The 14,874-nt window shown below is 72.1% G+C and carries 12 protein-coding genes and 1 pseudogene; 3 read left to right on the top strand and 10 right to left on the bottom strand.

Annotated elements, in window-relative coordinates; all coding sequences use genetic code 11:
- Nucleotides 1-10: 10 nt before the first annotated feature.
- Nucleotides 11-2,230: a DUF6049 family protein gene (locus EEJ42_RS15490; protein ID WP_184503102.1), complete on the bottom strand. Its 2,220-nt coding sequence runs from the start codon at nt 2,228-2,230 to the stop codon at nt 11-13.
- Nucleotides 2,231-2,377: 147 nt separating this feature from the next.
- Nucleotides 2,378-3,563, bottom strand: a pseudogene (locus EEJ42_RS15485) (rod shape-determining protein).
- A gap of 348 nt (nt 3,564-3,911) precedes the next feature.
- Between EEJ42_RS15485 and EEJ42_RS15480 the strand changes: the two are divergent.
- Nucleotides 3,912-4,586, top strand: a complete 675-nt coding sequence (locus tag EEJ42_RS15480) for a hypothetical protein (protein WP_246096746.1) — start codon at nt 3,912-3,914, stop codon at nt 4,584-4,586.
- Nucleotides 4,587-4,675: 89 nt separating this feature from the next.
- Here the strand turns inward: EEJ42_RS15480 and EEJ42_RS15475 are convergent, their stop codons facing one another.
- The 4 genes from EEJ42_RS15475 to EEJ42_RS15460 all read right to left on the bottom strand — a co-directional run bounded on the left by EEJ42_RS15475 (nt 4,676) and on the right by EEJ42_RS15460 (nt 9,018).
- Entirely contained in the window at nt 4,676-5,800 is a 1,125-nt protein-coding gene (locus EEJ42_RS15475; protein ID WP_063736842.1) for a GuaB3 family IMP dehydrogenase-related protein, read from the bottom strand.
- Between the two features lie 83 nt (nt 5,801-5,883).
- Complete coding sequence (gene guaB / locus EEJ42_RS15470) at nt 5,884-7,386, bottom strand: IMP dehydrogenase (RefSeq protein WP_123100524.1); 1,503 nt, start codon at nt 7,384-7,386, stop codon at nt 5,884-5,886.
- A gap of 127 nt (nt 7,387-7,513) precedes the next feature.
- Nucleotides 7,514-8,125, bottom strand: a complete 612-nt coding sequence (locus EEJ42_RS15465; protein WP_123100523.1) for a sigma-70 family RNA polymerase sigma factor — start codon at nt 8,123-8,125, stop codon at nt 7,514-7,516.
- A 281-nt stretch (nt 8,126-8,406) separates the two neighbouring features.
- Nucleotides 8,407-9,018, bottom strand: coding sequence for a response regulator transcription factor (locus EEJ42_RS15460; RefSeq protein ID WP_003948568.1), 612 nt, complete (start codon nt 9,016-9,018; stop codon nt 8,407-8,409).
- 397 nt (nt 9,019-9,415) lie between these two features.
- Between EEJ42_RS15460 and EEJ42_RS15455 the strand changes: the two genes are divergently transcribed.
- Nucleotides 9,416-9,730 (top strand): WhiB family transcriptional regulator, encoded by a 315-nt coding sequence (locus EEJ42_RS15455; protein WP_055557379.1) that lies wholly within the window; start codon nt 9,416-9,418, stop codon nt 9,728-9,730.
- A 117-nt stretch (nt 9,731-9,847) separates the two neighbouring features.
- Here the strand turns inward: EEJ42_RS15455 and EEJ42_RS15450 are convergent, their stop codons facing one another.
- Nucleotides 9,848-10,756: a LysR family transcriptional regulator gene (locus EEJ42_RS15450; RefSeq protein ID WP_123100522.1), complete on the bottom strand. Its 909-nt coding sequence runs from the start codon at nt 10,754-10,756 to the stop codon at nt 9,848-9,850.
- Between the two features lie 158 nt (nt 10,757-10,914).
- Here EEJ42_RS15450 and EEJ42_RS15445 point away from each other — a divergent pair, with 158 nt between their 5' ends.
- Nucleotides 10,915-11,688, top strand: a complete 774-nt coding sequence (locus EEJ42_RS15445) for an SDR family NAD(P)-dependent oxidoreductase (protein ID WP_123100521.1) — start codon at nt 10,915-10,917, stop codon at nt 11,686-11,688.
- A gap of 109 nt (nt 11,689-11,797) precedes the next feature.
- Here the strand turns inward: EEJ42_RS15445 and groL are convergent, their stop codons facing one another.
- The 3 genes from groL to EEJ42_RS15430 all read right to left on the bottom strand — a co-directional run.
- On the bottom strand, nt 11,798-13,423 hold the full coding sequence (groL, locus tag EEJ42_RS15440; RefSeq protein ID WP_063736845.1) for a chaperonin GroEL: 1,626 nt from the start codon (nt 13,421-13,423) through the stop codon (nt 11,798-11,800).
- A 140-nt stretch (nt 13,424-13,563) separates the two neighbouring features.
- Nucleotides 13,564-13,872 carry a co-chaperone GroES gene (gene groES, locus EEJ42_RS15435; RefSeq protein ID WP_123100520.1) on the bottom strand — a complete coding sequence of 103 codons (309 nt, stop codon included), beginning with the start codon at nt 13,870-13,872 and terminating at the stop codon, nt 13,564-13,566.
- A 215-nt stretch (nt 13,873-14,087) separates the two neighbouring features.
- Nucleotides 14,088-14,874, bottom strand: a 787-nt coding sequence (locus EEJ42_RS15430; RefSeq protein WP_123100519.1) for a polysaccharide deacetylase family protein, incomplete at its 5' end; no start/stop codon positions are given.

Here is a 14,874-nt window from a genome sequence, read left to right as displayed (position 1 = left end):
TGGCGCCGCGTCACCGCCCACCGCGGCCGACACCCGCCCGGCGGCGGGCGGTCCGCAGGCGCAGGGCGGCCGCCAGCGCGATCAGGCCCAGCCCGACCGCCACGAAGGCGACCGCGCCCGACGGCACCGAGCGCACATCGGCGGTGAACGTCATCGGCGCTCCCCACGGCCGCCCGTCGTCGCGGGTGTAGAGCTGGGCGGTGAGCCGCACCGGCCCGTTCGCGTGGGCGCTCACCCGGACCCGTACCGTACGGCTCACCGCCCGCGACGCCCGCACGGCCACGGCACGGTCGACCGCGCGGGCCCGCTCGGGACGGCTGGAGAGCACCCGCAGCTCGACGCCGGTGAGGTCCTGCTGGAGCCCGTTGGCGACCGTGACCGGGATGGTCGCGGAGCCGCCGGTCACCACCACCCTCGACTTGGGCACCAACCGCACCGAGGCGATCGACGCGGTCAGATAGCGGGCCACGCCCTCCTGGTACGCGCGCGCCCCCGCCGCGTCGCCCCGCCACCCCGTGGACACCGACCGCGCCAGCGCCGCGCGCACCGACGCCACCGTGGCCCGGGCGTCGGACAGCACCTTCGCCAGCGCGCGCAGCCGCCGCCGGTCCCGGGTGACCGCGGCCAGCCGCTCCGGGGGCAGCTCGGAGGCGCGCAGCCCGGCCGGACGGCCGCCGCTGTCCCGCAACTCCCCCGCCTCCGGCTCCCGCAGCGCCACCTCGAACCGCGACGGCTCCAGCCAGCCCGCCTCCTGACCCGCGGCCAGCGCCGACAGCAGCGTCCGCGCGATCCCGACCGGCATCCGGCGCGGCGGTACGACGACCAGGTCGCGCGCCGCGTACGGCAGCTCCCGTACCGCCGTCAGGGTCTCGGCCAGCAGCCGCTGCCGCAGCGCGAGCCGGGCGGGCTCGCCGGCGGCGCCCGCGGCGGGGTGGCTGCGGAACAGCAGGGAGGCGATGGTCGCGTCGTACGTCAGCGCGGTGCTCCCGCCGCCGAGCGCGACCGCCCCGTCGTCCGTGGCGCCCCCGGCGACGAGGGAAGCGCCGTACGGGCCGGGCCCTTCGCCGGAGGCGAGCACCGTGTCCAGGCCGAGCCGCCGCGCGTACCCGGCGATCCCGGCGTCCAGCACACCGGCCGCGGGCCAGGCCACCCCGTCGCGGGCGCGGACGTCCAGCGCCCGGTTCACCACGGCGGTGCCGGTGGCGGACGCGCGGTGCAGCAGCGCGGCCAGCGCCGGGTCGCCGCGGCGGGCGAGCGAGGCCAGGTCGGGGTCCGCGTACGGCAGGACGATCACGTCGCGGCCGCGCACCGCCTTGCGCAGCGCGGCCAGCCAGCCCGCCGCCGCCTTGCCGCCCCTGCCCGGCCCGGCCTCCTGGGGGTCGCTGCTGCCGGGCGTGCGGGCCACCCGGTAGCCGCGCGTCATGGCCTGGGCCTGGACGATCAGATCGGGGTCGATGGCCCAGGTCACCGGCTGGTCCTCGCCCAGTTCGACCAGTCGCCGCAGCCGCCCGCCGGGGCCGAAGGCGGCGGTCAGCGCGTCGTCGCGGAAGACCGGCAGCACGCTGTCGTCGCCGGTGCGCCGGGTCAGCGCCTCCATGTGCGGAACGTCGGTGACGGGCCACAGGACGGTGGTGCGCAGCCGCTCCAGGGCGGTGCCGTCGGGGTAGACGGGCAGTTGGCCGCGGGCCAGGCCGAGCACCCGGCCGTCCGGACGGGCCGCGGTCACGGTGAGCGGATACGCGCCCGCGCCCTCCAGCCCGAGGCCGGAGACGGGCACGGTGAGGTCGAAGCGGCGCCGGGCGTGGGCGTCGAGCCGGGCGAGGCGGGCGGTGTGGGCGGTGAGTTCCGTGCCGTCGGCGCGGGTCAGGACGGTGCGCCCGGCGTGGACGGCGAGCGCGCCGCGGGTGTCGGCGGCCCCGGCCGCGCCGATGCGCAGGCCGATGTGGGCGCCGGTGACGCGCCGCCCGGAGGTGTTGGTGACGGTGCCGCTGATCCTGACCTCGCCGTCGTGGCGGACCACGGCGGGGCTGAGCGACCGCAGTTCGACGTCGAGCGGGTACGGGTGCGGGGCGGGGGCGTCCCGGGTGGCGGGCGCGTCCCGGACGGCAGGCGCATGCCGCACGGCGGGCGCGCGCACGGACGGGGTGGCCGCGGTGGCGGGCCCGGCGGGCAGGAGCAGCGCGACCGCCACGGCGATCGTCCGCCCGTACGCCCGCGCCCATGCCGTCACCTGGCCGCCGTACCTCCCGCCTGACCCACCGGCCCGACAACCGGCCCGCTCACCAGCCCACCACGGCGGCACCCGGGCCGCACGCCAGGGCGGCCCGATGGTGGGACGGTGCGGCGTCAGATCCGCACGGCGTCGGACGGTGCGGCGTCAGACCCGCACGGTGTCGGAGCGGCGCGGGCTGGCGTCCATCGCGGCCCGCAGCGAGGCGAAGTCCTCGACGCAGCGGCCGGTGCCGACGGCGACGCAGTCCAGCGGGTCGTCGGCGACCAGCACCGGGATGTCCAGCTCGCGGCCGAGCCGTACGTCCAGACCGCGCAGCAGCGCGCCGCCGCCGGTGAGCACGATGCCGCGGTCCATGATGTCGCCCGCCAGCTCCGGCGGGGTCTCGTCNCATGATGTCGCCCGCCAGCTCCGGCGGGGTCTCGTCCAGCGTGGACCGGACGGCGGCGACGATGCTGTCCACGGGCTCGGCGAGCGCGTGCCGCACCTCGTCCGCGGTGAGTTCGAGGACCTTGGGCAGTCCGGTGGCCTGGTCCCGGCCGCGGATGGTGCAGCGGTCGGGCGGCAGCAGCGCCTGGGTGTCCTCGTTGTCACCGTTGTCGAGCACTTCGACGTTGCGCTCGGTCATCCGGACGGCCACTCCGGCGCGCGGCGCCGACCACGAGCCGGTCGGCGATGCGGACCCGATGGACACCTTGATCTCCTCGGCGGTCCGTTCGCCGATGGCCAGCGCGTACTGCTTCTTGACGTACGTGCTGATCGCGACGTCCATCGCGTCGCCCGCCGTGCGCACCGAGCGCGCGGTGACGATGCCGCCCAGCGAGACGACGGCGACTTCCGTCGTACCGCCGCCGATGTCGACGACCATCGAGCCGGTGGGCTCGCTGACCGGCAGGCCCGCGCCGATCGCCGCCGCGATCGGCTCCTCGACCAGATGCACCTGCCGCGCCCCGGCCTGGGTCGCGGCCTCCATCACCGCGCGCCGCTCGACACCGGTGATGCCGGACGGTACACAGACGACGACGCGGGGGCGGGCCAGCCGACGGCTGCCCATCACCTTCTTGATGAAGTACCGCAACATGCGCTCGGCGACCTCAAAATCGGCGATGACCCCATCGCGGAGCGGTCGAACGGCGACAATGTTCGTCGGGGTCCGCCCCATGGTCTCCTTTGCCGCCGAACCCACCGACAGCACATTGCCGTCGGTCGTGTTGACCGCCACGACCGACGGTTCGTTGAGCACGATGCCCTTGCCCCGCAGGTACACCAGCGTATTCGCGGTGCCGAGGTCGATGCCCATGTCTCGCCCAGTGAACGACTTGTTCTGCGCCATAAGTTGACATTATTGCTTATGCCGGATTCTGTCCTGTCAGCGCTGAGATTCGCTCCACCGTGCGGATCCGCACTACCGCGTTGCGGCCAGGGTCGGCGTACCACCGTTGCGGACACCGAGAGTTACCGGTCACCAGGCGTCTCGCCGCATAGCGGATCAATATCCGCCTTTACCGGGACACCATGTCTCTGTCTGGTCCCAGGCGTGTCACGGACCCCAGACGCGACTTGTCTGGTTGTCATGCACTCCTGTTACTTTATGGCTCGAATCATTCGCGTTCCCGCTGTCGCCGCACCTTCGGTCACGGCTGTCCCTGAACGCGAATCACCTTCATCCCCGGGGGATTTCATGAGCCAGAACTGGCAGCAGCCGCAGCAGCCAGGCGGTTACCCGCAGCAGCAGGGTGGTTACCCGCAGCAGCCCGCCGCGCCGCAGCCCGGCTACGGCTACCCGCAGGCGCAGCCCCAGCAGCCGCAGCCCGGCGCTCCCCAGCCGCAGTTCGCCGGTGGCGGCTTCCCGCCGCCCGCGCCGCAGGTGGGCCGCCAGGGCAACCCGCTCGCCGCTGTCGGTGCCGCCATCGTGGCCGCTCTCATCGGTGCGGTGGCGTACGCGTTCCTGCTGAGCTCGCTCGCCGACACCGACTCGAACCCGCCGGAGGTCACGAAGTTCGCCTACGCGGGTGTCGCCCTCGGCGCGCTCGTCGGCTTCGTGGTCTTCAAGCTCGGCGGCCGCAACGTGGCGCTGTGGGTGGTCGGCGCGGTTCTGGCGCTCGCCGCCGTGTTCCTCGGCGAGCTGTACGGCTACGCCATGATCATGAACGAGGCGGCCTCCAACTACGTGGACAAGATCGGTGGTGCCGCCGCCAACGCCGCCAACATCCCGTCCGCGAACGAGATCTTCTTCGAGCACTTCGGCGACCTGTTCGACGGCTGGAAGGAAGACGCCGACGCGATCACCTGGATCTTCATGATCCTCTCCCCGGTGGCCGCCGCCGGTACCGCGTTCCGGCTCAGCAACCGCTGACCGAAGCGCCCGCAGGGCCGCGCACAGCAGACGAGGAAGGCCCCGACCGCGATGCGGTCGGGGCCTTCCCCATGGCGTGGTGCGTGCGCTCAGCGCTTGTCGTTCGACGGGGCCACCGTCACCTCGACGCGCTGGAACTCCTTCAGCTCCGAGTACCCGGTGGTCGCCATCGCCCGGCGCAGCGCGCCGAAGAAGTTCATCGAACCGTCCGGGGTGTGCGAGGGGCCGAGCAGGACCTCCTCGGTGGTGCCGACCACGCCGAGGTTCATGCGCTTGCCGCGCGGCACCTCGTCGTGCACGGCCTCCATGCCCCAGTGGTGGCCACGGCCCGGCGAGTCCGTGGCCCGGGCCAGCGGCGAGCCGATCATCACCGAGTCGGCGCCGCACGCGATCGCCTTCGGCAGATCGCCGCTCCAGCCGACCCCGCCGTCCGCGATCACATGCACATAGCGGCCGCCGGACTCGTCCATGTAGTCCCGGCGGGCGGCGGCGACATCGGCCACCGCCGTGGCCATCGGCACCTGGATGCCCAGCACATTGCGGGTGGTGTGGGCGGCGCCGCCGCCGAACCCGACGAGCACCCCGGCCGCGCCGGTGCGCATGAGGTGCAGCGCGGCGGTGTACGTGGCGCAGCCACCCACGATGACCGGGACGTCCAGCTCGTAGATGAACTGCTTGAGGTTCAGCGGCTCGGCGGCGCCCGAGACGTGCTCGGCCGAGACGGTGGTGCCCCGGATGACGAAGATGTCGACCCCGGCGTCCACCACGGCCTTGGAGAACTGCGCGGTGCGCTGCGGCGACAGGGCGGCGGCGGTGACCACGCCCGAGTCGCGCACCTCCTTCAGCCGCTGCCCGATCAGCTCTTCCTTGATCGGCTCGGCGTAGATCTCCTGGAGCCGGCGGGTCGCGGTGCGCTCGTCCAGCTCGGCGATCTCGGCGAGCAGCGGCTCGGGGTCCTCGTACCGGGTCCACAGACCTTCGAGGTTCAGCACCCCGAGGCCGCCCAGCTCACCGATGCGGATCGCGGTCTGCGGGGAGACCACCGAGTCCATCGGGGCGGCCAGGAACGGCAGCTCGAAGCGGTAGGCGTCGATCTGCCAGGCGATCGAGACCTCCTTCGGGTCCCGGGTACGACGACTCGGCACGACGGCGATGTCGTCGAACGCGTACGCCCTGCGGCCGCGCTTGCCGCGCCCGATCTCGATCTCAGTCACGTGGGGTGCCTTTCGCTGGCTTGTTCTGCCGTACCAGTATCGCCACCCCCCGCGCGCAGCCCGTCGCGCGGGGGTCGCGCGCGTTAACGGCCGGAGTAGTTCGGCGCCTCGGAGACCATCTGCACGTCATGCGGGTGGCTCTCCTTGAGGCCCGCCGCGGTGATCCGCACGAAGCGGCCCTTCTCCTTCAGCTCCGCCACGGACGCCGAGCCGACGTACCCCATGGAGGCGCGCAGGCCGCCGACCAGCTGGTGGGCGACCGAGGCCAGCGGGCCGCGGTAGGGCACCTGGCCCTCGATGCCCTCGGGAACGAGCTTGTCCTCGGAGAGCACGTTGTCCTGGAAGTAGCGGTCCTTGGAGAACGAGCGGGCCTGGCCGCGGGTCTGCATCGCGCCCAGCGACCCCATGCCCCGGTAGGACTTGAACTGCTTGCCGTTGATGAAGACCATCTCGCCCGGCGACTCCTCACACCCGGCCAGCAGGCTGCCCAGCATCACCGTGTCCGCACCGGCGGCGATCGCCTTGGCGATGTCGCCGGAGAACTGGAGACCGCCGTCGCCGATCAGCGGCACATCGGCCGCGTGGCACGCGCGGGCCGCCTCGTAGATCGCGGTCACCTGCGGGACGCCGATGCCCGCGACCACCCGGGTGGTGCAGATGGAGCCCGGGCCGACGCCGACCTTCACCCCGTCCACGCCCGCGTCGATCAGCGCCTGGGCGCCGTCGCGGGTGGCGACGTTGCCGCCGACCACGTCGACCGGGACATTGGACTTGACCTTGGCGATCATGTCGAGGATGCCCCGGCTGTGCCCATGGGCGCTGTCGACCACCAGGAAGTCGGCCCCGGCCTCGACCAGCGCCTGCGCCCGGTCGAACGCCTCGTCGCCGACGCCGACGGCCGCGCCGACGACCAGCCGGCCCTCGTCGTCCTTCGCCGCGTTCGGATACTGCTCGGCCTTCACGAAGTCCTTGACCGTGATCAGGCCCTTGAGCACGCCCGCGTCGTCGACCAGCGGAAGCTTCTCGATCTTGTGGCGGCGCAGCAGCTGCATCGCGTCGTCACCGGAGATCCCGACCTTGCCGGTGACCAGCGGCATCGGGGTCATGACCTCGCGGACCTGACGGCCCCGGTCCACCTCGAAGGCCATGTCCCGGTTGGTGACGATGCCCAGCAGCTTGCCCGCCGCGTCGGTGACCGGGACGCCGCTGATGCGGAACTTCGCGCACAGCGCGTCCGCCTCGTGCAGCGTGGCGTCCGGCCGGACCGTGATCGGGTCGGTGACCATGCCGGACTCGGACCGCTTGACCAGGTCGACCTGGTTCGCCTGGTCCTCGATGGACAGATTGCGGTGCAGCACGCCCACACCGCCCTGACGGGCCATGGCGATGGCCATGCGGGCCTCGGTGACCTTGTCCATGGCGGCCGACAGCAGCGGTACGTTCACCCGGACGTTCCGGGAGACCCTGGACGAGGTGTCGACCGCGTTCGGCAGCACCTCGGAGGCGCCCGGCAGCAGCAGCACGTCGTCGTACGTCAGCCCGAGCATCGCGAACTTCTCAGGCACTCCGTCGACGTTGTCAGTCATGACACCCTTCCAAATGGTCTTGCCCCAGCGCGGACTCCCATGCTAACGGCCATCCCCGGTGTCACATTCCGCCCTGTGGACAACCGACGAATACCGCTGGTGATGCCGCCCGGAACGACCGACCGCGCTACTGTTCGGCCAGTGCGCGCAACCGGCTCAGCGCCCGGTGCTGTGCGACCCGCACCGCGCCCGGCGACATGCCGAGCATCTGCCCGGTCTCCTCCGCCGTAAGCCCGACCGCCACCCGCAGCAGCACCAGCTCACGCTGATTCTCCGGAAGGTTCGCGAGCAGCTTCTTGGCCCATTCCGCGTCGCTGCTCAGCAGCGCCCGCTCCTCCGGGCCCAGCGAATCGTCCGGCTGCTCCGGCATCTCGTCCGAGGGAATCGCCGTGGAACCGGGGTGGCGCATGGCCGCCCGCTGGAGATCGGCGACCTTGTGGGAGGCGATGGCCACCACGAACGCCTCGAAGGGTTTGCCGGTGTCGCGGTAGCGCGGCAGCGCGCACAGCACCGCGAGGCAGACCTCTTGCGCCAGGTCGTCCACGAAATGACGAGCGTCACCCGGCAGTCGGGACAGCCGGGTGCGGCAGTAGCGCAGGGCGAGCGGATGGACATGGGCCAGCAGATCGTGGGTGGCCTGCTCGTCCCCCTCGACCGCGCGCCCGACGAGGGCACCGATGGTCCCTGGCGCCCCCGGGCTGCCGCCCTTGGGGGGCCCTGGACTCTCGTCGTCGCGCATCCGTCCATGGTGCCTTGGGCCCGGCGGCTCCGTGGCATCGCGTCCATAGTTGTGCGCTGAAGCGTTATGAGCAGGTGCGCCGGTAGTCGTCACGTCCTGCGCTCTCCCCTCACGCCCGACCGACTCGTCCCCGAGGAACTCCACACCCTCAAGGATGCGGCATCGCGCGGGGAACCGGTACAAGCCGCCGTCACGGCAGGTGCCGCGCACGCTCCCGCCCCGCCCGCCACCCGGCGGGCGGGGACCGTAGCGCCCCCGCTGCGCGACATGTGATGAAAGCCCTAGCGGACCAGGCCCCAGCGGAATCCGAGGGCCACGGCGTGGGCCCGGTCGGACGCGCCGAGCTTCTTGAACAGCCGACGGGCGTGCGTCTTGACCGTGTCCTCGGAGAGGAACAGCTCACGACCGATCTCCGCGTTGGACCGGCCGTGGCTCATGCCCTCCAGCACCTGGATCTCCCGCGCGGTGAGCGTGGGCGCGGCGCCCATCTCGGCGGAGCGCAGCCGGCGCGGGGCCAGCCGCCAGGTCGGGTCGGCGAGGGCCTGCGTCACGGTCGCGCGCAGCTCGGCGCGTGAGGCGTCCTTGTGCAGATAGCCGCGGGCACCGGCGGCCACGGCGAGGGCGACCCCGTCGAGGTCCTCGGCGACCGTGAGCATGATGATCCGGGCGCCGGGGTCGGCGGAGAGCAGCCGGCGCACGGTCTCGACTCCGCCGAGACCGGGCATGCGCACGTCCATCAGAATCAGATCCGAGCGGTCGGCGCCCCATCGGCGGAGGACTTCCTCGCCGTTGGCCGCCGTCGTCACCCGCTCGACGCCGGGCACCGTCGCCACCGCGCGGCGCAGCGCTTCTCGGGCGAGCGGGGAGTCGTCGCAGACGAGGACGGATGTCATGGCCGCCCTCCGCAGCTGATGCGCGTCACCTTGAGCCTCCAGGCTGGTACATATCGTCACCTGAGCGATTGACAGCCCCGGATATGTGTCCGAGAGCTTTACCCATCAACCGCCTCCGCACTCTCAACGACGGTCACCCGAAAGAGTTACGGGGTTCGGCGGCCACCTTCGACACTCTACGTGAGCCCTCGGACACGGAGGCGCTTCCCCGCGCAGGTCGCGCCCTGTCACGTCTCCCCCAAAGGTCACCCCCTTCGGTGGCATTTGGCGACCTTGCTTCCAATTTGCCGGTCTGTGTGGCTAGATTCGCAATGAGTCATATTTACATCTACTTACACAGTAGGTGTACGACCCGGGACACAGCGTCCGCAGCCGATCGCTTCGAGGAGACAAGGCAATGGCAGATTTCTCCCGTCTTCCCGGTCCGAACGCCGATCTGTGGGACTGGCAGCTCCTGGCCGCATGCCGCGGTGTCGACAGCTCGCTCTTCTTCCACCCGGAAGGTGAGCGCGGCGCGGCCCGCAGCGCGCGCGAGATGTCGGCGAAAGAGGTGTGCATGCGCTGCCCGGTACGGGCGCAGTGCGCGGCTCATGCCCTGGCCGTACGCGAGCCGTACGGGGTCTGGGGCGGACTGACCGAGGACGAGCGCGAGGAGCTGATGGGACGGGCCCGCCATCGCACGGTCGCGTCCTCGGGAGCTCCGGGGTCCTGACCGGGATCCCCGCTCCCCCGCTCACTGAAGAAACGTTCCATCAACCACCCCCACCGCCGACCGTGACCACCGACGATCGGCGGGCTTTCGCGCGTCAGCGCCGCGCCGGCACGCACATCAGCGCCGCGCCGCCAGCTCCAGCCGGTCCAGGGTCGCCGCCACCGCCGGAACCCGCGCCAGGTCCGGCAGCGTCAGCGCCACCACCTCGCGCCGCACCGCGGGCTTGACCTCCAGCGTCGCCGTCCCCTTGGCCCGTACGCACTCCACCGCCAGCTCCGGCAGCACCGCGACCCCGAGCCCGGCGCCCACCAGCCCGACCACCGCCGGGTAGTCGTCCGTCGCGAAGTCGATCCGCGGGGTGAAGCCCTCGGCCTCGCACACCTCGACCAGATGGCGCCGGCACCGCGGGCAGCCCGCGATCCACGGCTCCTCGGCCAGCTCCCCGATCCCCACCGTCCCGGCCCCGGCCAGCCGGTGGTCGTGCGGGACCATGACCACCAGCCGGTCCCGCAGCAGCGGCCGCACCACCAGGTCGTCCCACCCCGCCGCCGGGTCCACATCCGCCGCGGCCTGCGGATACCGGAAGGCGAGCGCGATCTCGCAGTCGCCCCCGCGCAGCATCTCCACCGAACGCGGCGGCTCGGCCTCCACCAGGGAGACCCGCGTCCCAGGGTGGGCGGCGCGCAGCCCGGCGAGCGCGGTCGGCACCAGCGTCGAGCTGCCGCTGGGGAACGACACCAGCCGCACCCGCCCGGCCCGCAGCCCGGCGAGCGCCGCGACCTCCTCCTCGGCTGCGGTCAGCCCGGCCAGGATGCCCGCCGCGTGCCGTACGAGCGCCTCGCCCGCCTCGGTCAGCCGCATCTCCCGCCCGGTACGGATCAGCAGCGGCGTCCCCGTGGACTGCTCCAGGGCCTTCATCTGCTGGCTGACGGCGGGCTGGGTGCAGCCCAGCTCGCGGGCGGCGGCGGAGAAGGAACCGGTGGCGGCCACCGCGCGCAGCACCCTCAGGTGACGAGCCTCGATCATGCTCCCGAGCATAAGGGGCACTTGGGTGCGGACCGGAATATCGCGCCAGTGCTTTGACGGCGTAAGGGGTGGTGTGCCGACCGGGGCGGAAGGGGACCGGCCGCCCGGGGCCGCGGCGCCCGGGCGCGGAGTGATCGTCCGGCCGATAACGTGCGCGTATGACGACTGCATTGATTACCGGAACCACGGCGGGCATCGGCTCCGCCTTCGCGAGCCGGCTCGCGGCCGACGGGCACAACCTGGTGCTGGTCTCCCGCGACGAGAAGCGGCTCCGCAACCAGGCCGCCGACCTCCACGACCGGCACGGGGTCGAGGCGGAGGTGCTGCGCGCCGACCTGTCCGAGGACGCCGGTATCGCCGCGGTCGAGGAGCGCTTGGGGGACCGTACGCATCCGGTCGATCTGCTCGTCAACAACGCCGGTTTCGGCAACAACGGCCGCTATCTGGAAGCGCCGCTCGCCGATGAGCTGCGGATGCTGAAGCTGCACTGCGAGGCGGTGCTGCGGCTGACCAGTGCCGCCGCCCAGACGATGCGGGCGCGGGGGCGCGGCGGGGTGATCAACGTGGCCTCGGTCGCCGCCTTCTTCCCGCGCGGGACGTACGGGGCGAGCAAGGCGTGGGTCGTGCAGTTCACGCAGGGCGCGGCGAAGGACCTGGCGCGGTCGGGGGTGCGGCTGATGGCGCTGTGCCCGGGGCTGGTGCGGACGGAGTTCCACGCCCGGGCGGGGATCAAGCCGGACCATGCGCCGAGCTGGATGTGGCTGGATCCGGACCGGCTGGTCGCGGCGGCCCTGAAGGACTTCGCGCGGGGGAAGACGCTGTCGATCCCGGACCCGCGGTACAAGGCGATGACGGGGCTGGCGAAGCTGGTGCCGCGGTCGGCGGTGGCGGGCGTCTCCTCGAAGGTGGGCCGGTCCCCGGTCAAGGGGTGAACGAGCCGGAGTCGAGCGGCCTTGCGCCCCGTCGCGGGGCGCGCGACGCGCGAAGGCGCGGCCACCCCGTTGCGGGGCGGCCGCGCCTTCGCGTGGCGCTCGGCTTGCGTCAGTGCGCGTGGCCGTGGCCGTGGCCACCGGCCTCGGCCTCTTCCTCGGCCGGCTTCTCGACCACCAGGGTCTCGGTGGTGAGCAGCAGCGAGGCGATGGAGGCGGCGTTCTCCAGCGCGGAGCGGGTGACCTTGACCGGGTCGATGACGCCGGCCTTCACCAGGTCGCCGTACTCCTCGGTCGCGGCGTTGTAGCCGTGGCCCTTCTCCAGCTCGGCGACCTTCGAGGTGATGACGTAGCCCTCGAGGCCCGCGTTCTCCGCGATCCAGCGCAGCGGCTCGACGACGGCGCGGCGGACGACGGCGACACCGGTGGCCTCGTCGCCCTCCTTGCCCAGGCTGCCTTCCAGCACCTTGGCGGCGTGGACCAGAGCGGAGCCACCACCGGAGACGATGCCCTCCTCGACCGCGGCGCGGGTCGCGGAGATGGCGTCCTCCAGACGGTGCTTCTTCTCCTTCAGCTCGACCTCGGTGGCCGCGCCGACGCGGATCACGCACACGCCACCGGCCAGCTTCGCGAGGCGCTCCTGGAGCTTCTCGCGGTCCCAGTCGGAGTCCGTGGACTCGATCTCGGCCTTGATCTGGGCGATGCGGCCGGCGACGTCGTCGCTGTTGCCGCCGCCGTCGACGATGGTGGTGTCGTCCTTGGTGACGGTCACGCGGCGGGCGGTGCCCAGCACGTCCAGACCGGCCTGGTCGAGCTTGAGGCCGACCTCCTCGGCGATGACGGTGGCGCCGGTGAGGGTCGCGATGTCGCCGAGCATGGCCTTGCGGCGGTCACCGAAGCCGGGGGCCTTCACGGCGACGGCGTTGAAGGTGCCGCGGATCTTGTTGACGACGAGGGTGGACAGGGCCTCGCCCTCCACGTCCTCGGCGATGATCAGCAGCGGCTTGCTGGCGCCGGCCTGGATGACCTTCTCCAGCAGCGGCAGCAGGTCCTGGATCGAGCCGATCTTGCCCTGGTGGATCAGGATGTACGGGTCGTCGAGGACGGCCTCCATACGCTCCTGGTCGGTCACCATGTACGGCGAGAGGTAGCCCTTGTCGAAGGACATGCCCTCGGTGAAGTCCAGCTCGAGACCGAAGGTGTTGGACTCCTCGACGGTGATGACACCGTCCTTGCCGACCTTGTCCATCGCCTCGGCGATCAGCTCGCCGACCTGCTTGTCCTGGGCGGACAGCCCGGCCACGGCAGCGATGTCGGACTTGGAGTCGATCGGGCTGGCGGTGGCCAGCAGGTCCTCGGAGACGGCCTTGACGGCGGCGTCGATGCCCTTCTTCAGGGCGGCCGGGGAGGCACCGGCGGCCACGTTGCGCAGGCCCTCGCGGACCAGCGCCTGGGCCAGCACGGTGGCGGTGGTGGTGCCGTCACCCGCGATGTCGTTGGTCTTGGTCGCCACCTCCTTGACGAGCTGGGCGCCCAGGTTCTCGTACGGGTCCTCGACCTCGACCTCGCGGGCGATCGTGACACCGTCGTTGGTGATGGTCGGAGCACCGAACTTCTTGTCGATGACGACGTTGCGGCCGCGGGGGCCGATCGTCACCTTGACGGTGTCCGCAAGCTTGTTGACGCCGCGCTCAAGGGCGCGACGGGCGTCCTCGTCGAACTTCAGGATCTTCGCCATGGTTGCGTATGTCCTCTCATTGCGATCCTCGGCCGCCGTGCGGGGGCAGCCGCCGTCGCGTCAAAAAAACGAACCGCGCCCCGACCCCGGGTATCTGTGACACGGGCACCGGGGCGCGGCTCAAGGCAAAACTTCGGTGATTACTTCTCGACGATCGCGAGGACGTCGCGAGCCGAGAGGACGAGGTACTCCTCGCCGCTGTACTTCACCTCGGTGCCGCCGTACTTGCTGTAGAGCACGACGTCGCCGACCGAGACGTCGAGCGGAAGCCGCTTGCCGTCCTCGAAACGGCCCGGGCCCACGGCCAGGACGACGCCCTCCTGGGGCTTCTCCTTGGCAGTGTCCGGGATGACCAGGCCAGAGGCCGTGGTCTGCTCGGCGTCGAGCGGCTGGACCACGATGCGGTCCTCGAGCGGCTTGATGGCAACCTTGGAGCTGGCGGTCGTCACGATCCGACCTCCCCCTTCGGAGATCTCACGGGGTTAACTGTCTGAGGTGGCGACCAGGTGGATCCGTCGTCGCGGGTGCCGGACCTGCCCGTCGCTGTGTTTGGCACTCCGCAGTGCCGAGTGCCAGCCCTGACATTATGACGCGGTTAGCACTCCGTCAACCAGAGTGCCAAGCGAGCCGCCGCCGGACCGCACGGGCGCCGTGCCGCCGCCGCTCAGACGTAGTCCTCCAGCCGCGCCACGGCGAAGCCCTGCGCCTGGATCCCGCGCAGCAGCTCGGTGATCATCTCGGTCATGGTGTGCCCGTCGAGCTGCTCCGGACCGCGGAAGTGCGCGAGCACGATGTCCCCCGGCTGGAGCCGTCCGCCGGACCGGTAGACCAGCCCCTGGGTCTCCATCTCGGCACGCCACAGCACCACCGGCCCCAGCCCGCAGTCGGCCGCCGCGCGCAGGGTGGTCTCGTCGTATTCCCCGTAGGGCGGGCGGAAGAGGCGCGGCTGGACGCCGAGCCGGTTCCGGAGGTTCTCCTGCTGCCCGCAGATCTCCTGGACCTGGGTGCCGTAGTCCTGCCCGGCCAGGCTGGGGTGGGTGAGCGTGTGGTTGCCGACGCCGCCGCCGAGCCGGTGCAGCTCCCCGAAGTAGTCGTAGTGGCCGTCGACCGCCTGGTCCGTCAGGAACTGGGTGAACGGCAACCCGAGGTCCCGGACTTGGTCGATGAAGCGCGGGTCCTTCTCCAGTCCGTCGTCGATCGTCAGGAAAACCACCCGATCGGTGGTCGCCACCTGACGGATGACCGGCGGCAGCCCCGGCGGCTGCTCCCCGTCCGGCACGAGCGGCGGCTTGACGTCGGGTGGGGGCGGCGGCGGGTCCAGCGGCCGGTCCAGACCCCAGTGGTGGTACGCGCCCGGGGCGACCCCCGGCGCCGGGCGCGGCGACTGCGGGGGCGGGCCCGGCGGCGGGGATGGCCGCGTGTCGTCCGCGGCGAGGCCCGAGGAGGGCGCG

Source organism: Streptomyces botrytidirepellens, from assembly GCF_003721215.1.
Classification (GTDB): Bacteria; Actinomycetota; Actinomycetes; order Streptomycetales; family Streptomycetaceae; genus Streptomyces; species Streptomyces himastatinicus.
Note: the sequence above shows the minus strand (reverse complement) of the source record. Positions and strands in the feature narration are given on the sequence as shown.

Bases quoted from the DNA above. Each gene is read 5' to 3' on its own strand.
- guaB (WP_123100524.1), bottom strand. From the start codon at position 7,386: ATGACTGACAACGTCGACGGAGTGCCTGAGAAGTTCGCGATGCTCGGG.
- EEJ42_RS15450 (WP_123100522.1), bottom strand. From the start codon at position 10,756: ATGATCGAGGCTCGTCACCTGAGGGTGCTGCGCGCGGTGGCCGCCACC.
- EEJ42_RS15445 (WP_123100521.1), top strand. From the start codon at position 10,915: ATGACGACTGCATTGATTACCGGAACCACGGCGGGCATCGGCTCCGCC.
- EEJ42_RS15480 (WP_246096746.1), top strand. From the start codon at position 3,912: ATGAGCCAGAACTGGCAGCAGCCGCAGCAGCCAGGCGGTTACCCGCAG.
- EEJ42_RS15460 (WP_003948568.1), bottom strand. From the start codon at position 9,018: ATGACATCCGTCCTCGTCTGCGACGACTCCCCGCTCGCCCGAGAAGCG.
- EEJ42_RS15455 (WP_055557379.1), top strand. From the start codon at position 9,416: ATGGCAGATTTCTCCCGTCTTCCCGGTCCGAACGCCGATCTGTGGGAC.
- groL (WP_063736845.1), bottom strand. From the start codon at position 13,423: ATGGCGAAGATCCTGAAGTTCGACGAGGACGCCCGTCGCGCCCTTGAG.
- EEJ42_RS15465 (WP_123100523.1), bottom strand. From the start codon at position 8,125: ATGCGCGACGACGAGAGTCCAGGGCCCCCCAAGGGCGGCAGCCCGGGG.